Below are 21312 nucleotides of genomic sequence, written 5' to 3'. Positions count from 1 at the left end.
TACCCGACGCAGGCATCATGCCGGTGCGCGCGCAGCGTCTGGCTATAGCCGCGAATCCGGTTCGGAACCAGATTTTCCGTTCTCGGGCGACGGCCGAAGAGTGTTCCGCCTCAAGCGCCGCACATAGTTCGATTCAACCAGCAAAAGCATAGGGTTTTGCGGTGCAGCGAGGTACACAGATACCAATGTGAGACCGCTTTCATCCACGCGGTCCACGCCGAAACCAGGAGTTCCCCGAATGAACCAGATTTCCATCCGCCGCGCGCTGGTCGCCGCTGCGCTGCTGGGCAGCGTTGCCGTGGCGCCGCTTGCGATGGCGCAGGACTACGACGCCAATGCGACGATCCGAATTGGTTCGCTCTATGAGCCGCAGAACCTCGACAACACCGCCGGCGCCGGCCAGGGCATCAACGAGGCGTTCAACGGCAACGTCTATGAGGCGCTGTTCCAGCTGACCGATGCGGGCGCCGTCGAGCCCAAGCTCGTCGACAGCTACAGCGCCAGCGAGGACGGGCTGACCTATACCTTCAAGCTGAAGCCGGGCGTCACCTTCCACTCGGGCGATCCGCTCACTGCGGCCGACGTCAAATACTCGATCGAGCGCGTCACCGCCGAAGCGTCGAAGAGCTCGCGCAAGAAGAGCCTGTCGACCATTACCGGCATCGAGACGCCTGACGATCAGACGGTGGTGATCACGCTGTCGGCCCGCTCGATCTCGCTGCCCTACAACCTCAGCTATGTGTGGATCGTCAACGACAAGGCGACCGACATCACTGCGAGCGAAGACGGCACCGGCCCCTACACGCTGGGCGAATGGCGCCGCGGTTCGGCGCTGGCGCTCGCCCGTAACGACAAATACTGGGGCACCGCGCCGACCAATGGCGAAGTGATCTACACCTATTTCACGGACGCGACGGCGCTGAACAACGCGCTGCTGACCAACGCGGTGGACGTCATCACCTCGGTACAAAGCCCGGATTCGCTGGCGCAGTTCAGCGGCAACCCGGCTTACACGGTGACCGAGGGTGCCTCGACGACCAAGGAACTGCTGGCCTGGAACGATCGCGTCGCGCCGTTCGACAATGTGAAGGTGCGCAAGGCTTTGGCCAAGGCCACCGACAAGGCGAAGCTGCTCAACTCGATCTGGGGCGACTATGGCACGCTGATCGGCTCGTTCGTGCCGCCGACCGACCCGTGGTACGTCGACCTGACCGGCGTCGATGCCTATGACGTGGAGGCTGCCAAGGCGCTGCTGGCGGAAGCTGGCTACCCCGATGGCTTCGAGTTCACCCTCGACACGCCCGATTACGACCCGCACCCGATCGTCGCGCAGTTCCTGCAGGCCGAGTATGCCAAGGTCGGCGTGAAGGTGAACATCAACATCATCACCGCCAACGAGTGGTACGAGAAGATCTATAAGGCGCACGACTTCCAGGCGACCCTGCAGGAGCACGTCAACCACCGCGATATCGTGTTCTACGGCAACCCGGACTTCTACTGGGGCTACAACAACCCTGAGGTGGTGAAGCTGATCGCCGACTCGGAAGCCGCGGCGACGATCGACGAGCAGACCGCCAAGCTGACGGAAGCCAACAAGCTCATCGCCGAAGACGCGGCCAGCAACTGGCTCTATCTCTACCCGCAGATCGTGGTGTCAGCCGCCAATGTCACCGGCTACCCGGTGAACGGGCTGAACTCGCAGTTCTTCGCCTATGGAATCCAGAAGGCGAAGTAAGCGGGACGCAGACTGACACAGACGGCCCCCTCCCATCCTCCCCCATGAAGGGGGAGGTGCCCCGCCGGTTCACCTGGCATGATCGAGGCCACAGCCTCGACTCTTCACCTCCCCCTTCATGGGGGAGGCCGGGAGGGGGCCGTCTGCTGCCGCTTGTCACCGCAATGACGCCACGAGCGCCGCACGCTAGAGTGCGGTGCTGTCCATTTTTTCAGAGCATTCACAATTCTCACCTACCTCCTCCGGCGCCTTGCCATCCTGCTGCTGTCGCTGCTGATCGCGGCGGTCGTGCTGTTCGTGCTGCTCAGGCTGCTGCCGGGTGATCCGGCAAATGCACTGCTCGGCGTCGGCGCGACCGAAGCGCAGATCGCGGCGGCGCGGACGCAGGTCGGCTCCGACCAGCCGCTGCTGACGCAGTTCGTGAGCTTCGTCGGCAACCTGGCGCGTTTCGACCTCGGCACCTCGTTCGTCAGCAAGGCGAGCGTGCTCAGCGAGATCGGCAACCGACTGAGCGTGACGGTACCGCTGACCATCCTGGGGTTCCTGCTGGCCATCGTCATTGCGCTGCCGCTCGGGATCATCGCGGCAGTGAAGGCGGACCGCTGGTACGGGGCGGCGATCTCGATCGTCAGCCAGTTAGGGATCGCCATTCCGGTGTTCTGGCTGGGGATCCTCATCGTCACGATCTTCGCCATCAACCTCAGGTTGTTCCCCTCGGGCGGCTTCCCGCTGAAGGGCTGGGCGAATTTCGGCGAAGCTGCCGTTGCGCTGGCTTTGCCGGTGCTGACAGTGGCGCTGGTGATCGCGGCATCGCTGCTGCGCTATGTGCGGTCAGCGACGCAGGACGTCATCGGCAGCGACTACATCCGCACGGCGCGGGCACTGGGTTCGGGTTTCGTCGAGGCACTGGTCCGACATGGCATCCGCAATGGCGCCGTGCCGGTGATCTCGATCCTCGGGATTGAGCTGGCGACGACCTTCCTCGGCGCCGTGGTGGTGGAAAAGGTGTTCGCGCTGCCGGGGCTCGGCTCGATGCTGCTGCTCGCCATCCAGCAGCGCGACTATCCTAATGTGCAGGGTGTACTGTTCATTTCGACGCTGCTGGTGCTGCTGATCGGCTTTGCCGCTGACCTCTTGCAGCGCTTCATCGATCCGCGGTTGCGCGGACGGGCGGGGGTGTCATGAGCGCGGTGGTTGCAAGCGCGCGGCGTTCGCGCAGCTCGCTGACGCTGTGGCTCGGGCTGCTGCTGGTCGGGCTCCACGTCGCAGTGGCGCTGCTCACGTTAGTGTGGCTGCCCTACGATCCGACGGCGCTGACCGGCGGACGACTGGCGCCACCGTCCTTGGAGCACTGGGCGGGGACCGACCGGCTGGGCCGGGACTTCTTCACCCAGATCATGATCGGCTCGCGCATTGCGCTGATTGTCGGCATCTCCGCGGTCGCGATCGGCGGGTTGATCGGGGTGACGCTCGGGGTGCTGGCGGCGTTCGCGACGCGGCTGCTTGATGACGCGTTGGCGGCGACACTCGACATCCTCATCGCCTTCCCGACACTGCTGATCGCCATGCTGGTGGTAGCGGCAAGCGACACGGCAAGCCTCGGTACGGCGGTGCTGGCGCTCGGTATTGCGCTGTCGGCGATCGTCGCGCGCCTGACGCGCATCCTCGCCAAGCGGGTGCTGCTGATGGATTACATCACGGCGGCGCGCACGTCGGGCACCTCGTGGCTCGGCATCGTGTTCCAGCATGTGCTGCCCAATATCTGGCCGACACTGTCGGTGAATTTTGCGCTGCAGTTCGGCTTGGCGGTGATCGCCGAGGCGTCGCTCAGCTATCTCGGACTGGGCGCCCCACCGCCGAACGCCTCGTGGGGCCGGCTGCTGCAGGAGGCGCAAGGCACGGTCTATACCGCACCGATCGGCGCCATCGCGCCGGGCATCGCGTTGGTGTCGCTGGTGATCGGGGTGAACCTGCTCGCCGATGGGTTGCGCGACATCGGCGATCCGACGCGGAGGGTTTCGCGATGAGCTTCCGGCTATTTGTCGTCACCATTGCTGCCCCAGCCACCGGTGTCATCCCAGCGAAAGCTGGGACCCAACTCACAGCCCGCGCCAGCGGCAAGATGGATCCCAGCCTTCGCTGGGATGACATCGAGGGGGTGGCGTGATGGTGCCACTTCTCGACATCAAGAACCTGAACCTAGCCGTCGACGGCAAGCCGCTGGTTTCCGACCTGTCGTTCGCGATCGCGCCGGGCGAGCGGCTGGGGCTGATCGGCGAGAGCGGCTCAGGCAAATCGCTCACCGCAATGGCGGCGACCGGGCTGTTGCCGCGGGCCATCAAGGCAAGCGGCTCGGTGGTGCTGGGCGGGCAGCAGGTGATCGGGGCGCCGGACCGGGTGCTGAACGGCTTGCGCGGCATGGTGGCGGCGTTTGTGTTCCAGGAGCCACTGACGGCGCTCGACCCATTGCTGCGGGTGGCACAACAGGTGGCCGAGCCGCTGCAGCGGCGAGCCCGGCGGGATGGGCGCGAGCTCACGGGCAGCCTGCTCAACCGCGAAGTGCTGGCGCTGCTCGAGCAGGTTGCGCTGCCCCAGCCGGAACGCATCGCCCGATCCTATCCGCATGAGATTTCTGGCGGACAGCGGCAGCGGGTGGCGATTGCCATGGCGCTGGCCTGCCGGCCGCAATTGCTGATCGCCGACGAGCCGACGACGGCGCTCGATGTGACCACGCAGGCGGAGATCCTGAAGCTGCTCGACGGGCTGGTGCGGGAGCGCGGCATGGCGCTGCTGTTCATCAGTCACGACCTGCCGGTGGTGGCCGAAATCGTCGAGCGCGTGGTGGTGATGAAACGGGGTATCGCGGTGGAGGCCGGACCGGTGCGCGAGGTATTCGGCGCGCCGCAGCACGACTACACGCGCTCGCTGGTCGCGGCCGCCAAGGCGTTCGACGACGCGCTGGAGGGTACAGCATGAGCCTCGTCAGCGTGGAGAATGTCAGCTTCGGCTATGCCCGCGATCGGCTGGTGCTCGATGGGGTGTCGCTGGAGGTCCGTGCCGGCGCCAGCGTCGGTCTGGTCGGGGAATCCGGGTCCGGCAAGACCACCCTGCTCCGGCTGCTGCTGGGCTTGACCCGGCCAAGCGCGGGGCAGATCCGCTTTGACGGCGAGATCCTCGACACGCGCAGCGGCAGCTTCATGCGGATTTATCGCCGGCAGGTGCAGGCGGTGTTCCAGGATCCCTACTCTTCGCTCGATCCGCGCCAGAACGTGCTCGGCATCGTCTCGGAGCCGTTGCGCTCGCTGGGCATTCCAGGCGATCGGCGGATGCTGGTCGAGGCGGCACTGGTTTCGGTGGGACTGGAGCCGGGCATTCTCGGGCGCTACCCGCACGAGTTCTCGGGCGGGCAGCGGCAGCGCATCGCCATTGCCCGCGCCATCGTCGCCAAGCCGAAACTGCTGCTGGCCGACGAGGCGGTCAGCGCGCTCGATCTCTCGACCCGCATCCGCATCGTCGAGCTGCTGCAGAAGCTGGCGGCCGATATGACACTGGTCTTCGTGTCGCACGACCTCGGCGTTGTCGCCGCGCTTTGCGACGAGATGGTGATCCTCGAGAAGGGCCGGATCGTCGAGGCCGGCGCCACTCGCAAAATTCTCACCGACCCCCAACATCAGTACACCCGGAAGCTGCTCGGCAGCGTGCCGCGCATGCCTGCCTGATCTGCCTGACCCCAAGGACGACTCCAATGACTAACTCTGCCGACTATCTCGCCGCACTCGACGCCTGGAAGGCGAAGCGCCTCAACAACCTCAAGGCGCCGAACGGCTGGCTCAACATCATCGGCCGCTTTGTGCTCGACCCCGGCACTGCCAGTGTCGGGACCGCCGAGGACAACGACATCGTCCTCTCCGCCGGCCCGGCGCATCTGGGGGCGGTGACGCAGGAGCCTGACGGCACGGTGACGTTCAAGCCGACCGACGGCGAGCCGATCCACATCACGCCGAACAAGAAGCATCCGCCGCGGTTCCAGCTCGGCACCCTGCTGTGCGAGATCACCACGGTGAACGGCGACAATGCGCTGCGCATCCGCGACACCGCTTCGGCGGCGCCGGCCGCGTTCCCGGGGATCGAGTATTTCCCGGCACAGCAGGACTGGCGGATCACCGCCCAGTGGGTGCCGTTCGAGGCGCCCCTGGAGATGGATGTCGACACCACCGGCAATATCCGCACCGGCGTCGCGGTGACGCACAAGGCGGTGTTCACCCACGAGGGCAACACCTACGAGCTGATCGCCACGCACGGCACGCCGGAGGCGCCGCAATTCGTGATCCGCGACCCGACCTCGCGGGATTCGACCTATCCGGCCTCACGCTTCCTCTATGGCGAGGAGGTGACTGAGAACAGCATCGTCCTCGACTTCAACAAAGCGATCAACCCGCCCTGCGCCTTCACCGAGTTCGCGGTATGCCCGCTGCCGCCACCGGAAAACGTGCTGCCATTCCGCATCGAGGCGGGCGAGAAGCGGCTAGCCGAGCTGCACTAGATCTTAAGCGGTCTGCAGCTCGATCGGCAGGACCTCGCCATTGGCGTCGCGCATTTGCGCAAGCGTCGTGCGATCGAGCACTTCGGCGATGGCGTTACGGACATTGAGCATGGTGTGGCGGACCTGGCAGGTCGCCACATCGCAGTCGTCGCACGCTTCGTAGCGAGTGTGGCTGGCGCAGGGGATTGGCGCCAGCGGGCCATCGAGCACGCGCACGATGGAGCCGACCTTGATCTCCTCGGGCGCCCGGGCCAGGCGATAGCCGCCGCCTTTGCCCTTGCGGCTCTGCACGATGCCGGCATTGCGAAGATCGCCGAGGATGGCATCGAGGAACTTCTTCGGAATCTTGTTCGCCGACGCGATGTCGGCGACCAGCGCCAACTCCCCTGGAGGGAACTGCGCCAGATGCACCAGCGCCTTCAGGCCGTATTTTCCCTTGGCAGTCAGCATCGCCGAAAATCATCCCAGGCAGCAAAAAGCGCACGAGATATAATTTCCAGCGACTAGCTATACAAGTAGAGCTTTGCGTCGTCGTATCGATGGAGGCTCAGGACACCTGACGCCGGCCGATGGGGAAATAGGCCAACCCGGCGTCCTCGACGATCGAGGGTTCGTAGAGGTTGCGGCCATCGAAAATCGCCTTTCGCCCGAGCCCCCTGGCCAAGGCCGCAAAGTCGGGGTTCCGGAACACCTTCCACTCGGTGACGATCACCAGGGCATCGGCCCCCGTCACGGCCGCCATCGCGGTTTCGACGAAATCGATCCGCCCCATCCCGCCATCGAGATCGAACGCCAGAACGCGTTTCGCTTCCTCCATCGCCACGGGGTCATAGGCCCGGATCGCGGCGCCGCGGCGGAGGAGATCGGCGATCAGCACGCGGCTGGGCGCATCGCGCATGTCGTCGGTGTTGGGCTTGAATGACAGGCCCCAGACAGCGAAGGTCAGGCCGGTGAGGTCTTCGCCAAAGCGGGTGCGAATCTTGCCGCCCAGCACATCTTTCTGCGCCGTGTTCGCTTCCTCGACGGCGGCGAGAATGCGCAATTCGCGCCCCTGCTCCGCCGCGCTGTGGCGCAGCGCGCTCACATCCTTGGGGAAGCAGCTGCCGCCATAGCCGGTGCCGGCATAGAGGAAGCTGTAGCCAATGCGCGGATCGGAGCCGATGCCACGACGGACCAGCTCGATATCGGCGCCCAGATCTTCTGCCAGATTGGCCAGCTCGTTCATGAACGAGATGCGCGTCGCCAGCATGGCATTGGCGGCATACTTGGTGAGCTCGGCCGAACGAACGTCCATTACCATGGTGCGATCGTGGTTGAGGGTGAACGGCGCGTAGAGCTGGCGCATCAGCTCGAGGCCGCGCCGACCGGCCGGCGTGCCGTCCGCACCGATGATGATGCGGTCCGGGCGGTTGAAATCGGTGACCGCCGCGCCCTCCTTGAGGAACTCGGGGTTGGAGATGACGGTGAAATCGGGCTGGTCGAGGCGGACCCGTTCCGCCGGGTCGGCGGCAAAGCCGCGCTTCACCAGCTCGGCGGTGATGGCCTCGGCAACGCGATCGCCAGTCCCAACCGGCACGGTGGACTTGTCGGCCACGACCTTGAAGCCGGTGACGTGCTCGCCGATGCTGCGCGCCACAGCGAGCACATATTTGAGATCGGCCGACCCGGTTTCGTCAGGCGGGGTCCCAACCGCGATGAACAGCGCTTCACCGTGTTCGACACCGGCTGCAATGTCGGTGGTGAAGGAGAGCCGCCACGCAGCGCGATTGCCGGAGACGATCGCCTCGAGCCCCGGCTCGTAGATCGGGACATGGCCGCTGTTGAGCAACGCCACCTTGGCCGCATCGATATCGACACAGACAACCTGGTTGCCTGCATCGGCGAGGCAGGCGCCGGTGACGAGGCCGACATAGCCCGAGCCGAATATCGTGATCTTCATTCAGAGCCCCGAAGAGAACGCGCTGCCAATATGCGCGGCAATTACGGCGCCTAGCAACCACCAGCGCGACACGGGCAGCGCCGATGGCCGGATCAGCGTCTCTGCCTCGAAGCGCAAGCCCGGTCAGGCGCGACCGAACTCGTCCTCAATGCGGATAATGTCGTCCTCGCCCAGATAGGAGCCGGTTTGCACCTCGATCAGCTCGAGCAGGATCTTGCCAGGGTTGGCGAGCCGGTGCACGCAGCCAAGCGGCAGGTAGATGGACTCATTCTCGGTCAGCATCGTCACCTTGCCGTCGACGGTCACTTCGGCGGTGCCACTGACCACCACCCAGTGCTCGGCCCGATGGTGGTGCTTCTGCAGGCTGAGCTTCTTGCCGGGCTTGACGAACAGGCGCTTCACCTGGAAGCGATCGCCGTTCAGCACCGAGGAGTAACCACCCCAAGGACGGTAGGCCGTGCGATGGATCTCGGTGAGGCCCTGGGTAGCGGGATTGGCCCGCAATGCCTTGACCATCGGCCCAACCCGCTGCGCGTCTGACAGGCGGCCGACATAGATGGCGTCTTCCGACGCGATGATGGCGACATCCTCCAGCCCTTCGACGGCGATATGCGCCCGCTCCGACACGATCAGCGAGTTACGCGTGTTGGACAGCGTGGCGTTGCCGTTGCTGACGACGTTGCCGGCGGCGTCCTTGCCGGACACCTTCCACACGGCATCCCAGGCACCAAGATCCGACCAGGGGAAGGTCACCGGAACCAGGGCGACCTGCTTCGATTTTTCGAAGATGGCGTAGTCCACCGAGATGTTGGGCGCCGTGCTGAAACCCGCTTCGTCGAGGCGGATGAAATCGAGGTCGGTCCTGGCAGCGGAAACAGCGGCCGCAGCGGCGCTGAAAGTCTCGGGCGCCAGCGCCTCCACCTCGCTGAGGAAGCTCGCGACCCCGAGCATGAAGGTGCCGGAGTTCCAGTAGTAGCCGCCGGTGGCCAGCATCTTCTCAGCGGTGTCGAGGTCGGGCTTTTCGACGAAGCGCGCTACGGCGCGAACACCGTTGCCGAGCTCGGCACCTGCCTCGATGTAACCGTAACCGGTTTCGGGGGCCGATGGGGTGATACCGAAGGTGACGAGCCGGCCGGCCCGGGCGGCAGCAGCTGCGGTGGCGACGCTCCACCAATAGTTGTCATCGGCGTCGACGGCATGATCGGAGGCAAGAACGTGGATGACCGCATCGTCGCCGAAGGCCTGCTGCACATGCAGCGCTGCCGCGGCGATGGCAGCGGCGGTATTGCGCGCCATCGGCTCGAGCAGCACGGCGGACGTCGGCACGCCCGCCTCCTGTGCCTGCTCGGCGACGAGGAAGCGATACTCGGCGTTGGTGACGATGACAGCGGGATGATAGCGCGCCGGGTCGGCAACACGCAGCAGCGTCTGCTGATAGAGCGAGGTCGGGCCGGTCAGCGGCAGGAATTGCTTGGGGCGAGCCGCACGAGACATCGGCCAGAGCCGGGTCCCCTGCCCGCCTGCAAGGATCACCGGTACGATCAAATTGGCTTCAGTCATCGGTTCTGGGCCTCGGCGTAATAGCCCGCATGCTTGCCGCGAAGTCATGCGAGGTGGTGGTTGACTGCTGATTCAGCTGGGTGAGGACGCCGTCCGCCCTGGCGTAAGCAACGATGCCATGGCCGTCCTGCGTCGGCGTGATGGAGAATTGTACCATGAACGCGATAGCATCCATCAGCCCCGCCAGATAGAGGCGATCAGCTGCCGGCTCGCTCGCTTTGGCGCGGAAATTATCCTTACCAAGCGGTTACCGACCACCTCAAGGGCGCTAGCTGATAGGGATGCGCTATTGCATCGCGTGAGGTTGAAGTTGCGTTTCGCGTCGAGACTATTGCCACTGGCTGGAGCCCTGCTGCTGAGCCTGTCGGTTGCCGCGGTGCCGCTGCAGGCGGCAGACCTCGGCCCTACCCCTTCCGAACAGGTGGCGCCAGCCGCGCTGCCGCTGCGCGAGGCGCTGTCGCGCTACCTGTCGCTGGAGATGATCCGCGCGACGTTCGACGTCGTGCCGCGGGAGGAACTGGGAGCGGCGCTCGAGGAGCAGGCGCTGCGCTGGGGCAAGGCGACCCCGCCGGCCGAGGCGCTGGCCGAACTTGACCAGCAACTGCTCAGCGAAGCGAGCTACTACTTGGTGTCGCTCAGCTATCTGGTGCAGGTGGGCGGCGCGGCGTTCCCTGCCGATCGTGCCGAGATGGTCTATGCCAACGACACGATTTCGAAGCTCGACGATCTGCGCCGGCAGCTGTTCGAAACCATCGAGACCGGTGGCGACGTGCTGCCGGTGCTGGTTGAAGCCGAACGCATCCGGGCGCTGACGGAAGGCCATGCCAGCGCACCGGACGATTTTGGGGTATTTGCCGAGCATGAGGCGCTGCTCGACCGCGTCCTCAACAAGCTCAAGCGCGGCACGCCGACCTGAGCCGGCTTGCCGATCAGCTCCAGCTGCGCGGGTTGGCGCCCGACATCGAGATGATGCGGTAGCCCGACTGGCTGAGCGGCTTGATGCTTGCTGTCAGGTTGTCCAGCACCAGATCCTTGCCATTGGTCTTGACCACCAGGATTGCATGGCCCTCGCCCCTGCGGGTCTTGACGTAGGCAATGCGGAGCGAACTGGCCGGGATGCCGGCCTTGATCAGCGCCTTGCGCTTGGCCAGCACATAGTCTTCACAATCGCCGGAGGAGGAGCTGGCCGACCAGACATCGGCGCCGCTGTCGTAACGCGGTTTGATCGAACGGTTGACGTGGCCATTGACGCGCTTCAGCGTCGACATGACGTCGGCGGTAAGATCGACCTTGGCCTTGCCGCCGCCTTTGCATTCGGCGGGGTTCTTCAGGCACATCACCTGGTAGCCGAGAGGCGCGTGCACGCTGCCCGCGCTGGCTGCCGTCGACATCGCGCCGGCGGCCAGCGATACCATGGCCGCCATGATGACGGCTGCGATCTTCCGGTTCGAACCCGTAGCGGTTTGGACGCTCATGCAATCCCCCTGTGGCGCAACTGGCGCGCGTTCATTGGGAACACCATGACAGCTGGACTTTGCTGCCCGGTTCAGCGTTTGAGTAAAACTTTACGCAATCACGCGGGAATAAGGACCACCGGGCGCCGGATGATGAGGCCGAGCATCAGGCCGATATTGAACGCGACGATAGAGAGCGCTGTCCAGCCCAGGGCCGTGACGAGATCGGCGTGCGCCGCGAACGACGCCGTCGCCGTGGTCACGAGCAACAGGTTACCCACCACGATCCAGCCGACCGTCGAATAGTAACCTCCGGCTATCAAGCCTAGTCCGCTGGCAAGCAAGGCAGCCAGCACGGTCGCACCCATCAATGCACTCCTGATTGGCGCCTAGGTTCCGATATTGTGTGTTAAGCGAGCGTTACGTGAGCGTGTGGCTTTGCGGTACTCAACTGCTGTCGGCGAAAAGCGCGTCGCTCGACCGGGGGGCAAGTCGCTGACGCCCGCCTCGGCAGGTTATTCAGGACTTCGTCAGCAAGCCGATGGCGTCGGTGAGGATCTGGGCGTAGTCGGCCTCGTCGAACTCATAGGGCAGCTCGAGGCGCAACTCGTCGGCCGCTGCCACTGCGGCGTCCGCGGTGAGTCGCTCGGCGATATCGGCCAGCGTGCCGACCAGGTCGGGTGCGAACAGGGTGCGCTTGTCGCCATTGGGCTGCAGCGTGCGGGCATGGCGGGACTGGGCATAGGCGAGATAGCGCTCCCGCGTGGTCCGGCTGGCGCTGTCGAGCGGCACGATCACCCGACCCAGCGCGATGCGGCCGGAGGCACCCCGAGCCTGGGCCCGATAGACCGCGATCTGGTTGAGTTGCGCAGTGACGAAATCGTCTGTCCCTTCGCCCGAGGTGACGTTGCCGACCAGCAGGTTGAAGCCGTTCGCACCCGCCCATTCGGCCGATTTCAGCGAACCGCCGCCATACCATAGTCGGTCGAGGAGGCCGGGCACGCCCGGTTGCACCCGCGGCACCGCCTTGCCGCCGGGGATGGCGATCGGCTCGCCCAACGGCTCTGCGCGCAGCAGCTCGACCAGCCGCGCGATGCGCCGGTGCGAGAAATCGAACGAGCGGTAGTCGCCGTCGAACACCAGCGGGCCGAGCAGGTCGAGGTGCTGTGGCGGGCCGGCGCTGAGCCCGACATTCAGCCGCCCGGCGGATAGCGCCTCCGCCATCGCGAGGTCCTCGGCGAGGCGGAACGGGCTCTCGTAGCCGATCTGGATCACTGCGCTGCCGAGCTCGATCCGGCGCGTGCGCTGGCTGGCCGCGGCGAGGAACACCGCTGCCGACGAAATGCCGTGTTCGAGGTGCCGCTGACGCACCCAGGCGCCGTGATAGCCCAGCGCCTCACCCAGCTCGATGATCCGAAGCGTCGCCTCGAGGCCGGTATGCGGATCGTTCTCCGCGTAGTTGCCGGGGATAAGAAAGCTGAGCTTGCTGATGGTCATGGGAGTGTTCGCGTTGAAGCGCCGCGTGCCAAGGAGAGAGGCGACACGCGGCGCCGGTTACGTCCCGAGGAAGGGGTGGGACGATCTGGGGCTCAGGTCTGGTCAGGTCTTGTTAGTGATCAGGTCTTGGGCAGGCCCGGCGGGTTGGTGCGCGATTCGCCGAGTTTCTCGGCGTCGAGGCCCCAGCGCTTCAGCGCCTCGATGTACTTGCCGTCGGCGATCAGCCCGTTGATGGCGGCGGTGAGCGCATCGGCGAGGCCGGCGCCCTTCCTGGTGGCGACAGCGATCTCGGCGGTCAGCGGCCAGCCGCCGTTGACGATGCCGACGAGCCGGGTGTTGCCGCTCACCACGGCGCGGTAGGCGAGCTGGGCGTTGGGGTTGAACTCGACGTCGGCGCGGCCGGACTGCAGCGCCAGCTGCGCCGCGGCGGTATCGTCATAATACTGGAACTCGGCGGCCGGCAGGCCGGCGGCAACGTTCTGCTTGTCCCACTCGACGACGATCTTTTCCTGGTTGGTGCCAGCCCCGACGATCACCTTGAGGCCCGCAATGTCCTTGGGTTCCTTGATCTCGGTGATCTTGCTCTCGTTCGGCACGTAGAAGCCGAGGACGTCGAGGCGATAGGACGAGAAGTCGAACTTCTCCTTGCGCGCCTCGGTGACGGTGACGTTGGAAATCACCGCGTCAAACTTGCCGGATTCGAGGCCCAGCGGCCAATCGGGCCAGGCCACCGGCACCAGGACGAGTTCGAGGCCCAGCGCGTCGGCAATGATCGAGGCCGTATCTTCCTCGACGCCAACCGGCGTCGAGGAGTCGGTGGCGTACGTCGAGAGCGGCGGATCGCCGACAGTCAGCGCCACAGTAAGGGCGCCCGGCTTCACCGGCTTGAAGTCGGGTGAGATCTTGGCGATCGCGTCCGGATTGGCTTCGGCTTTGGGGCGAGCCGTCTGCTCGGGAGTGAGGTCGAAGCCGCCCTGGGCGAAAGCCCCTGAAGTGGCGGAGAACAGCAGGCCGGCGGCGAGAATGCCTGCGGCTGCCGTGCGAATGAGGGTCATTTTTGACGCCTTTCTTGGGTCCAATTGGGCGCGAAGAGGCTGGGCGCACATCCCGGTGTCCCCGGTAATGCGACGCTATGCGTCCGGCGCTTCGCACTGTCGCCGGCGTGTCTGGTAGAAGCTTTGGGGACATTTCACCGTTTCAAGCGAAACGGCGAAATGCCCTGAGCTCAGTACTTAGGCAGGCCCGGCGGGTTGGTCTTTGCGGTCTCCACCGCCTCAGGCGCCAGCTTCCAGCGCTCCAGCGTCTTCAGATAGCTGCCGTCTGCGATCACCGCGTTCAGCGCCTCGGTCAGCACCGGAGCGAGACCGCTGTCCTTGCGGGTGGTGATGCCGACCTCGGTGGTGTTGGGCCAGCCGGCATTGACGGTGCCGACCTGGTGGATCGCCCCGGTCTTCAGGCCCTGGTAGGTGAAGATCGAATTGACGTTGAAGATGGCATCGACGCGCCCGGACTGGATGGCGAGCAGCGCCGCCGGGGTGTCCTCGTAGTAGAGGATGTCGCTCGCCAGGAGGCCGGCGGCGACGTTCTCCTTGTTCCACTCGTTGATGATGCGATCCTGGATGGTGCCCGAGCTGGTCGCGATCTTGAGGCCGGCAACGTCCCTGGGTTGCTTCAGCGAGGTGATCGGGCTGTCGGTGACAACGAAGAAGCCGTGCAGGCCCTGCCGGTAAGTCGAAAAGTCGAACTTCAGCTTCCGCTCTTCGGTAACGCCGACATTACTGATCACCGCGTCATACTTGCCCGAGGTGAGGCCGAGCGGCCAATCGGCCCAGGCCACCGGCACGAGGTTGAGCTTCAGCCCCAGCTTGTCGGCAACCAGCCAGGCGATATCAGGGTCGGCGCCGACCACGGTCGCAGCGTCGGTGGCGTAGGTGCCGAGCGGCGGCTCGCCGGCGGCGGCAACCGCCACGGTGAAGCTGCCCGGCACCACCCACTTGAAGTCGGCGGGGAGCTTTGCGGCCAGCGCCGGATCGGCCTCGACATGGATGCGGCTGGGCTGCTCGGGGCTGAGATCGAAGATATCTTCGGCAGCGTAGGCTCCGCCGAGGCCGGCGGCGGCGAGGCCACCGGCGAGCATGAGAGAAAGAAGGCGCATTTCAGGAGACCTTGTGTGTCAGAGGACCTTGGCCAGGAACTCGGCCGTCCGGTGGTGTGAGGGAGAGTTGAAGAGGCGCTCGGGCGCGCCGGCTTCGACGATGCGACCATTTTCCATGAAGACGATCTTGTCGGCGACCTCTCGGGCGAAGCCGATCTCGTGGGTGACGATGACCATCGTGGTCCCCGATTTCGCCAGCTCCTTGATGGTGTCGAGCACTTCGCCCACCAGCTCGGGGTCGAGCGCCGAAGTTGGCTCGTCGAACAGCAAGACCTTGGGCTTCAGCGCCAGGGCGCGGGCAATGGCGACGCGCTGCTGCTGGCCGCCGGAGAGATGCCGCGGATAGGCCTCGGCTTTGTCGGAGAGACCGACGCGATCGAGCAGGTCGAGCGCCTGGCCGACGGCCTTGCCGTGCTCGAGCTTCTGCACCGCGATGGGGGCTTCGATCAGGTTCTCCACCGCCGTCAGATGCGGGAACAGGTTGAAGTTCTGGAACACCATGCCGATGCCGGCGCGGCGCTCTCGGATGGCGCGATCCTTGAGTTCGTAGAGCACGTTGCCGCGCTGCTCGTAGGCGATGATCTCGCCATCGATCGAGACGAACCCGGCATCCGGCCGCTCGAGGTGGTTGATGGTACGCAGCAGCGTCGATTTGCCGGCGCCCGAGGGGCCGATGATCACGGTCACTTCGCCGGGCTCGACCGTGAGGCTCACATTGTCGAGCGCCTTGAAGTCGCCAAAGCTCTTGGTGATGCGGCGGATGTCGATGCGGCCGACATCGTGACTGTGCCGATCGAAGGCGGCGAGCGGCGCGCGCTGGGCTTGCGGCGCGGCACGGACGGCGGCGATGGTCCGGGCGGTGCGGTTGGGACCGAGGAAGCGGCCGAGCAGCGGCGCCTGCACCTCGCGAGTGGCGCCCTTGGCGAAATAGCGCTCGATGCCGAACTGCACGAGCGACAACACGCTCATGATGATCAGGTACCAGACCGTTGCCACCATCAGCAGCGGGATGACCTCGAGGTTCCGCTTGTAGATGACCTGGACGGTGTAGAAGAGCTCGGGCAGCGCCAGCACGTAGACAATGGAGGTGGCCTTGGCGAGGCCGATGATCTCGTTGAAGCCCGAGGGGATGATGGCGCGCATGGCCTGCGGCAGGACGATGCGCAGCGACTGGTGGCGCCAGGAGAGGCCAAGTGCGGCTGCGGCCTCCTGCTGGCCCTGGTCGATCGACAGGATGCCGCCCCGGATGATCTCGGCCGAGAAGGCCGCCTGGTTGAGGCTGAGGCCGATCACCGCCACGGCGAAGACGCTGAGCACCGAGGTGGTGCCGTACTGGGCGAACAGGATATCGGTGAACGGGATACCGATATCGACGGTCGGGTAGAGGTAGCCGATATTGTTGAGCACCAGCAGCAGGACGATCAGCGGGATCGAGCGCAGCAGCCAGATATAGGCCCAGGAGAGGCCGGAAAGCAGCTTCGACTTCGACACCCGGGCGAACGCCAGCAGGCCGCCGAGGAAGAAGCCGAGCACGCTGGCCAGCAGCGTCAGCCACAGAGTGCGGCCGAGGCCGATCAGCACCGCCCCATCGAAGAAGTACTGGGCGAACACCGTCCAGCCCCAGCGCTCGTTGGTGAGCACCGAGTGGAGCGTGACGAGGATCAGCAGCCCCGCCACCACCGTGCCGGCGATCCGCCATGGGTGCTTGGCCGGCACGACGCGATAACCGCCCGGATCGGCGGAGGAGCGCGCCAGGTCGAGTTCGACACTCGCAGAACTTGCATCGGTCGTAGCCATTCAGAGGTGCCTTCGTTGTTCCTGGGGCTTGGGCCCGTCATTATTAGTCTATCAAAATGATAGACTTTAACGTCGCGGGGTCAAAGCATCGGCGTCTGTTGTTGGGTCGCCGGAGAGTTCGTTTGCCTGCGAAAATGCGGTGCCGTGGCTATCTGTGCTCGGCGAGTTGGCGCTCGCGCGCCGCCTTCCAGCCGCCCTCGGGCGGGGTCACCAACGTCGGGACATAGCCGGGCGGCGGGTTGACGAGAAATTTCTCGAATGGCAGCGCGCCGTAGATCTCGGGATCGGCATCCACATCGAACAGCGGGGTGTAGCCCGCATTGAGGTAGAGGTCGCGCGCCTCCGGCTGGCGGAAGCCGGTGGTGAGGTAGAGGCGCGAAAAGCCCTGCCGGAACGCCTGCTGCTCGAGCTCGGCCACCACCCGTCGGGCCAAACCCTGGCGGCGATGGTTCTCATCGGTCCAGATGCGCTTGAGCTCGGCGGTTTCACCATCGAAGCGCTTGAAGGCGCCGCCAGCGATCGGAAAACCGTCGCGCAGCAGTAAGAGGAAATTGCCATCGGGCGGCGCGAACAGCGCTGCCGGGTAGCGATTCATTTCCTTGTCGGCCGTCTCGCCGAAATAGGCGCCGTAGCGCCGGTCGTACTCCGCGGTCAGCTGGTTGACGAGCGGTTCGGCCAGCGGGTGGTCAGGGGTGGTGTAGTAGAAATAGTCGCTCATGCCGCTGCCGCCTCCTCGTTGGCCCTGAGGTAATCCTCGACCAGCGCCACCCAGTAGCGGGCAGCTATGCCGAGGATCTCGTCGTTGAAGTCGTAGTTGGGGCTGTGGAGATCGGCGCTCGGGCCATTGCCGACGAACAGGTAGGCGCCAGGGCGCTGTTCCAGCATGAAGGCAAAGTCCTCGCTGGCGGTGATCGGCGGGAGCGTACCGACACTCCCCTCCCCCAGCTGCCGCTGCGCCACGCCCCGCGCGAAGGCGTTCTCGGCGGCGTGGTTGACCAGCACAGGATAGCCGCGCGGCGCCGAAACCTTGGCACTCGCACCGAAGCTCTGGGCATGGGCCTCGGCGAGCGCGGCGATCCGCTGCTTGATACTCTCGCGTACCGACGCGGAGAAAGCGCGGACGGTGAGCAGCAGCTCGACGCTCTCAGGGATGACGTTTGGCACGTTGCCGCCGTGGATGGCGCCCACGGTGACCACCGCCGCCTCGAGCGGATCGATGTTGCGCGAGACGATAGTCTGCAACGCCATGATCAGCGAGGCAGCGGTGACGATCGGATCCACCGCTTCGTGCGGCCGGGCACCATGCCCACCCTTGCCGGTGATGGTGACGACGACCATGTCGACCGAGGCCATCGCCGGGCCGTCGATGAAGCGGAACTCGCCGGCCGGAACCCCCGGCCAGTTGTGCAGCCCGAACACCGCATCGACCGGGAAGCGCTCGAACAGCCGATCCTCGATCATCTTGCGGGCGCCGCCGCCATTCTCCTCGGCGGGCTGGAAGATCAGCCGAACGGTACCGGAAAAGTTACGCGTTGCGGCGATGTCTTTGGCCGCCGCGAGGAGGATCGCAGTGTGTCCGTCATGCCCGCAGGCATGCATCACCCCAGGCGTCTTGCTGGCATAGGGGACACCCGTCGTCTCGGTGATCGGCAGCGCATCCATGTCGGCACGGATGCCGATGGTCCGCGCGCCCGGCCCGCGCCTGAGCGTTCCGACGACGCCGGTGCCGCCGATACCGGTCGCGACCTCGTAGCCCCAGCCCGTGAGGAGCTCGGCCACCAGCGCGCTGGTGTTTTTCTCCTCGTAGGCCAGCTCCGGCTCGGAGTGGAGCCGGTGCCGGAGCGCCACGAACTCCGCGACATCAATGCTCATTCCGCTGCCCCGGCCTTGGCCGCCGCCTCGTCGGCGAAGCGGTTCACCGGGCGCGGCAGTTCGAGATGCTCGCGCAGGGTGGTGCCGATCAGTTCACGCGAGTGGTAGCCGCGTTTTTCGAGGATCGGCAGCACCTCTGCCTCAAAGTCGTTGAGACCCTGGGTGATGACCTGGAAGCCGAGCACGAAACCATCGGCTGCCCCCTGCTCCACCCACTCGATCAGCTTGTCGGCGACCACATCGGGCGTGCCGATGAAGTCATTGCGCGGCGTGGTGTTTTCGAGCGCCACTTCGCGCAGCGTCTGGTTTTTCTCCTTGGCGATACGCTTGATGCGGTCGGTGCCGGAGCGGAACTGGTTCTTGCCCAAGTCGCCCAGCTCAGGGAATGGCGCATCGAGGTCGTATTGGGTGAAATCGTGGTGGTCGAAGAAGCGGCCGATATAGCGCAGCGCCTCGGTGACGCTGACCAGGTCGCGGATCTCGCGATACTTGCGCTCCGCCTCCTCGGCGGTCGAGCCGACGATCGGCGAAATGCCGGGGAACACCTTGATGTCGTCGGAGCGCCGGCCATGCGCCACGGCACTGGCCTTGAGCTTACTGGTCAACTCCTGATTCTCGGGGATCGAGGCGCCGTTGGCGAACACCGCGTCGGCGTGACGACCGGCGAGCGCGATGCCGTCGTCGGAGCCGCCGGCCTGGAACAGCACCGGCTGCCCCTGCGGCGAGCGCTCGAGGTTGAGCGGGCCTTCGACGCAGTGGAATTGGCCCTTGTAGTTGACCCGATGCAGCTTCGAGAAATCGGCATACTGGCCGGTCTCGCGGTTGCGGACGAACGCATCGTCGTCCCAGCTGTCCCACAGGCCTTTCACCACGTCGATATGCTCGCCGGCGATCTGATAACGCAGCGCATGCTCGGGGTGTTTTTCACGGCTGTAGTTCTTGGCCGAGCCCTCGAGCGGCGAGGTCACGGCGTTCCAGCCGCCACGCCCCTTGCTGATGGCATCGACCGAACCGAACTGCCGGGCCACGGTGAAGGGATCCGAGTAGGAGGTGGAAAGAGTGCCGACGAGGCCGATCTTGTCGGTGACGGCGGCAAGCGCCGAGAGAATGGCGATCGGCTCGAAGCGGTTGAGGAAATGCGGGATCGACACTTCGTTGATGTAGAGCCCGTCGGCGATGAAGGCGAAGGCGATGCCGGCGGCTTCGGCCTGCTTGGCGGTCCGCACGTAATAGTCGAAATTGACGCTGGCATCGGCCGGGACGCTCGGGTGTTTCCAGGCGTTCATGTGGCCGCCCGGGCCCTGCAGCATGATGCCGAATGGGATGCGCTTGCTCATCTTAAGGGCTCCGTTAGGGGGTCAGGCGGGGATGGCGACACGGCCGGCGGCGGCGTGCGCCGCGGCCAGCAGCTCGACCGCTTCGAGGCGGCTGTCGCCCTGGTTGAACAGATCGACGATGAACTCGCCGACGCCGAGCGTGCCGCTCAGCCGGTCGAGTTCGTCGAGCAGGTCGCGCGGCGAGCCGGTGACGACGCTCGGGGTTGCGGGTTCGGTGCGGTAGTCGCTGACGCCGGCCTGGCGAGCAAACTCCCGGGCCTGCTCTTCGCTGCCGATGGTGACGCTTTGCCGCCCGGCAATGTGGAGTTTCAGCGGCCGGAACCGGTCGCCCTGCGCCTTGGCCTCGCTGCCATCGCGCGACAGGATCGCCGCGACCGCAACGACCGGCGAACGGCCGGTAAGCTGGCGGTAACGTTCGACCGTCGCGGCCAGCAGCGCTCCGTCGCCGTTGAGGTGGCGGGCAAAAACGAAACCCCAGCCCTGCCCCGCCGCCAGTTCGGCGCTGTCGACGCTGGCGCCGAGCAGGAAGCGTTCGGGTGCGGTTACCGGTGACGGCGTCGCCTTGGCGCGATCAGGGCCCTGTGTGCCGTCGAGAAAGGTGGTGAGGTCGGTGAGGAGGCCGTTGAAATCGAGCTTCCTGCCCGCCTCCCGTTCGCTCTGCAACGCCTTGGTGGAGAATGGCAGGCCGCCAGGGGCCTTGCCGACGCCGAGGTCGACACGGCCCGGAGCGATCGAAGCGAGCGTGTTGAAGCTCTCCGCCACCTTGTAGGGGCTGTAGTGCTGCAGCATGACGCCGCCCGAGCCGATGCGGATGCGCCGCGTGCCCGCCAGCAGCCAGGCGATCACCAGTTCCGGCGCCGAGCTGGCGAGGTCGGCGGTGTCGTGGTGTTCGGCGACCCAGAAGCGGTGAAAGCCCAGCCGCTCGGCGGCCTGCGCCAAAGCCAGCGTGCGCTTCAGCGCGTCGTGGGCGGTCTCGCCTTTGGCGATGGGGCTCTTATCGAGCAGGCTCAGCGTGTAGCTCATGGCCGGGGCCTCACGGATGGATGAGGGGGATGCCGTGGCGCTCGGCGAGCGTCGCGAGGATGGCGCTGGCGCCAGCGGCGAAGGCATGGCCATTAGCGATGCCGGTGGCGGATGGGCTGGTCTCACCGGCCGGCAGCACCAGCACCGGCAGCGCCTGGTTGGCTTCGCCGATCGCCGCGATCACCGCCTGGCGCGGGCGCGAGAAAGCGATGCGCTCGACCTTGAGCTTGTCGCGCACCTCAGGATGGTGGCCGAGCACGCCTTCGACCAGGGCGCCGTGCCGGCAGAAGAATTTCTGTCCGGGAAAGGCAGCGTCCTCGAAGCTGGGCTCGAGCAGGTAGAGCGTGGCCTTGTCGCGTGCCGGCACGATGATCTCCATTAGTCTATTAATTCTATGGAC

At 65.6% G+C, this 21312-nt stretch carries 21 protein-coding genes; 7 read left to right on the top strand and 14 right to left on the bottom strand.

Going from position 1 to position 21312, the window contains the following annotated elements:
• The first annotated feature begins 238 nt into the window (after positions 1-238).
• From ASC89_RS11395 to ASC89_RS11370, 6 genes are all read left to right on the top strand, one after another.
• Entirely contained in the window at positions 239-1735 is a 1497-nt protein-coding gene (locus tag ASC89_RS11395; RefSeq protein ID WP_082533303.1) for an ABC transporter substrate-binding protein, read from the top strand.
• 225 nt (positions 1736-1960) lie between these two features.
• Positions 1961-2920 (top strand): ABC transporter permease, encoded by a 960-nt coding sequence (locus ASC89_RS11390; RefSeq protein ID WP_156384581.1) that lies wholly within the window; start codon positions 1961-1963, stop codon positions 2918-2920.
• Positions 2917-3762, top strand: a complete 846-nt coding sequence (locus tag ASC89_RS11385; protein WP_055997739.1) for an ABC transporter permease — start codon at positions 2917-2919, stop codon at positions 3760-3762. The genes ASC89_RS11390 and ASC89_RS11385 overlap by 4 nt, the downstream gene beginning before the upstream one ends.
• A 139-nt stretch (positions 3763-3901) precedes the next feature.
• Positions 3902-4711, top strand: coding sequence for an ABC transporter ATP-binding protein (locus ASC89_RS11380; RefSeq protein WP_055879118.1), 810 nt, complete (start codon positions 3902-3904; stop codon positions 4709-4711).
• Positions 4708-5454: an ATP-binding cassette domain-containing protein gene (locus ASC89_RS11375; protein ID WP_055879120.1), complete on the top strand. Its 747-nt coding sequence runs from the start codon at positions 4708-4710 to the stop codon at positions 5452-5454. Before ASC89_RS11380 ends, ASC89_RS11375 begins: the two co-directional genes overlap by 4 nt.
• 26 nt (positions 5455-5480) lie before the next feature.
• Positions 5481-6278, top strand: a complete 798-nt coding sequence (locus ASC89_RS11370; protein WP_055997732.1) for a DUF1684 domain-containing protein — start codon at positions 5481-5483, stop codon at positions 6276-6278.
• A gap of 3 nt (positions 6279-6281) precedes the next feature.
• On the opposite strand, the gene ASC89_RS11365 is transcribed toward ASC89_RS11370, so the two are convergent.
• The 3 genes from ASC89_RS11365 to ASC89_RS11355 form a co-directional block, all read right to left on the bottom strand.
• Complete coding sequence (locus ASC89_RS11365) at positions 6282-6728, bottom strand: Rrf2 family transcriptional regulator (protein WP_055879125.1); 447 nt, start codon at positions 6726-6728, stop codon at positions 6282-6284.
• Between the two features lie 97 nt (positions 6729-6825).
• Positions 6826-8217: a UDP-glucose/GDP-mannose dehydrogenase family protein gene (locus ASC89_RS11360; protein ID WP_055997729.1), complete on the bottom strand. Its 1392-nt coding sequence runs from the start codon at positions 8215-8217 to the stop codon at positions 6826-6828.
• A gap of 123 nt (positions 8218-8340) precedes the next feature.
• Entirely contained in the window at positions 8341-9777 is a 1437-nt protein-coding gene (locus ASC89_RS11355; protein WP_055997724.1) for a mannose-1-phosphate guanylyltransferase/mannose-6-phosphate isomerase, read from the bottom strand.
• 310 nt (positions 9778-10087) lie between these two features.
• Between ASC89_RS11355 and ASC89_RS11345 the strand changes: the two genes are divergently transcribed.
• Positions 10088-10693, top strand: coding sequence for a hypothetical protein (locus tag ASC89_RS11345; RefSeq protein ID WP_156384580.1), 606 nt, complete (start codon positions 10088-10090; stop codon positions 10691-10693).
• Positions 10694-10706: 13 nt separating this feature from the next.
• Here ASC89_RS11345 and ASC89_RS11340 read toward each other — a convergent pair whose 3' ends face one another.
• The 11 genes from ASC89_RS11340 to ASC89_RS11290 all read right to left on the bottom strand — a co-directional run bounded on the left by ASC89_RS11340 (position 10707) and on the right by ASC89_RS11290 (position 21279).
• Positions 10707-11252: a transglutaminase-like cysteine peptidase gene (locus ASC89_RS11340; protein ID WP_055879138.1), complete on the bottom strand. Its 546-nt coding sequence runs from the start codon at positions 11250-11252 to the stop codon at positions 10707-10709.
• Positions 11253-11350: 98 nt separating this feature from the next.
• Positions 11351-11599: a hypothetical protein gene (locus tag ASC89_RS11335; RefSeq protein WP_055879140.1), complete on the bottom strand. Its 249-nt coding sequence runs from the start codon at positions 11597-11599 to the stop codon at positions 11351-11353.
• Positions 11600-11750: 151 nt separating this feature from the next.
• Positions 11751-12728, bottom strand: coding sequence for an LLM class flavin-dependent oxidoreductase (locus tag ASC89_RS11330; RefSeq protein ID WP_055997721.1), 978 nt, complete (start codon positions 12726-12728; stop codon positions 11751-11753).
• A gap of 119 nt (positions 12729-12847) precedes the next feature.
• Complete coding sequence (locus ASC89_RS11325; protein WP_055879146.1) at positions 12848-13783, bottom strand: ABC transporter substrate-binding protein; 936 nt, start codon at positions 13781-13783, stop codon at positions 12848-12850.
• 170 nt (positions 13784-13953) lie between these two features.
• Positions 13954-14883, bottom strand: coding sequence for an ABC transporter substrate-binding protein (locus tag ASC89_RS11320; RefSeq protein ID WP_055997718.1), 930 nt, complete (start codon positions 14881-14883; stop codon positions 13954-13956).
• A gap of 18 nt (positions 14884-14901) precedes the next feature.
• Positions 14902-16680: an amino acid ABC transporter permease/ATP-binding protein gene (locus ASC89_RS29110; protein WP_082533302.1), complete on the bottom strand. Its 1779-nt coding sequence runs from the start codon at positions 16678-16680 to the stop codon at positions 14902-14904.
• A 148-nt stretch (positions 16681-16828) separates the two neighbouring features.
• The gene (locus ASC89_RS11310) at positions 16829-17398 is read right to left on the bottom strand and encodes a GNAT family N-acetyltransferase (RefSeq protein ID WP_082528101.1); all 570 of its coding nucleotides are present in this window, start codon (positions 17396-17398) and stop codon (positions 16829-16831) included.
• Positions 17395-18552 (bottom strand): M20 aminoacylase family protein, encoded by a 1158-nt coding sequence (locus ASC89_RS11305; protein ID WP_055879152.1) that lies wholly within the window; start codon positions 18550-18552, stop codon positions 17395-17397. Before ASC89_RS11305 ends, ASC89_RS11310 begins: the two co-directional genes overlap by 4 nt.
• Positions 18549-19889 carry an LLM class flavin-dependent oxidoreductase gene (locus ASC89_RS11300; RefSeq protein WP_055879154.1) on the bottom strand — a complete coding sequence of 447 codons (1341 nt, stop codon included), beginning with the start codon at positions 19887-19889 and terminating at the stop codon, positions 18549-18551. The genes ASC89_RS11305 and ASC89_RS11300 overlap by 4 nt, the downstream gene beginning before the upstream one ends.
• A gap of 21 nt (positions 19890-19910) precedes the next feature.
• On the bottom strand, positions 19911-20912 hold the full coding sequence (locus ASC89_RS11295) for an MsnO8 family LLM class oxidoreductase (RefSeq protein ID WP_055879156.1): 1002 nt from the start codon (positions 20910-20912) through the stop codon (positions 19911-19913).
• 10 nt (positions 20913-20922) lie between these two features.
• Positions 20923-21279 carry a DUF3088 domain-containing protein gene (locus ASC89_RS11290; RefSeq protein ID WP_248310532.1) on the bottom strand — a complete coding sequence of 119 codons (357 nt, stop codon included), beginning with the start codon at positions 21277-21279 and terminating at the stop codon, positions 20923-20925.
• Positions 21280-21312 lie beyond the last annotated feature (33 nt).

The sequence above is a fragment of the Devosia sp. Root413D1 genome (genome assembly GCF_001425235.1).
In the GTDB taxonomy this organism is placed as follows: Bacteria; Pseudomonadota; Alphaproteobacteria; order Rhizobiales; family Devosiaceae; genus Devosia_A.
This window is presented reverse-complemented; position numbering and strand designations above follow the sequence as displayed.

Coding starts and splice junctions, on each gene's coding strand:
- ASC89_RS11395 (WP_082533303.1), top strand. CDS start 239: ATGAACCAGATTTCCATCCGCCGCGCGCTGGTCGCCGCTGCGCTGCTG.
- ASC89_RS11385 (WP_055997739.1), top strand. CDS start 2,917: ATGAGCGCGGTGGTTGCAAGCGCGCGGCGTTCGCGCAGCTCGCTGACG.
- ASC89_RS11380 (WP_055879118.1), top strand. CDS start 3,902: ATGGTGCCACTTCTCGACATCAAGAACCTGAACCTAGCCGTCGACGGC.
- ASC89_RS11375 (WP_055879120.1), top strand. CDS start 4,708: ATGAGCCTCGTCAGCGTGGAGAATGTCAGCTTCGGCTATGCCCGCGAT.
- ASC89_RS11370 (WP_055997732.1), top strand. CDS start 5,481: ATGACTAACTCTGCCGACTATCTCGCCGCACTCGACGCCTGGAAGGCG.
- ASC89_RS11365 (WP_055879125.1), bottom strand. CDS start 6,728: ATGCTGACTGCCAAGGGAAAATACGGCCTGAAGGCGCTGGTGCATCTG.
- ASC89_RS11360 (WP_055997729.1), bottom strand. CDS start 8,217: ATGAAGATCACGATATTCGGCTCGGGCTATGTCGGCCTCGTCACCGGC.
- ASC89_RS11355 (WP_055997724.1), bottom strand. CDS start 9,777: ATGACTGAAGCCAATTTGATCGTACCGGTGATCCTTGCAGGCGGGCAG.
- ASC89_RS11340 (WP_055879138.1), bottom strand. CDS start 11,252: ATGAGCGTCCAAACCGCTACGGGTTCGAACCGGAAGATCGCAGCCGTC.
- ASC89_RS11335 (WP_055879140.1), bottom strand. CDS start 11,599: ATGGGTGCGACCGTGCTGGCTGCCTTGCTTGCCAGCGGACTAGGCTTG.
- ASC89_RS11330 (WP_055997721.1), bottom strand. CDS start 12,728: ATGACCATCAGCAAGCTCAGCTTTCTTATCCCCGGCAACTACGCGGAG.
- ASC89_RS11325 (WP_055879146.1), bottom strand. CDS start 13,783: ATGACCCTCATTCGCACGGCAGCCGCAGGCATTCTCGCCGCCGGCCTG.
- ASC89_RS11320 (WP_055997718.1), bottom strand. CDS start 14,883: ATGCGCCTTCTTTCTCTCATGCTCGCCGGTGGCCTCGCCGCCGCCGGC.
- ASC89_RS29110 (WP_082533302.1), bottom strand. CDS start 16,680: ATGGCTACGACCGATGCAAGTTCTGCGAGTGTCGAACTCGACCTGGCG.
- ASC89_RS11310 (WP_082528101.1), bottom strand. CDS start 17,398: ATGAGCGACTATTTCTACTACACCACCCCTGACCACCCGCTGGCCGAA.
- ASC89_RS11305 (WP_055879152.1), bottom strand. CDS start 18,552: ATGAGCATTGATGTCGCGGAGTTCGTGGCGCTCCGGCACCGGCTCCAC.
- ASC89_RS11300 (WP_055879154.1), bottom strand. CDS start 19,889: ATGAGCAAGCGCATCCCATTCGGCATCATGCTGCAGGGCCCGGGCGGC.
- ASC89_RS11295 (WP_055879156.1), bottom strand. CDS start 20,912: ATGAGCTACACGCTGAGCCTGCTCGATAAGAGCCCCATCGCCAAAGGC.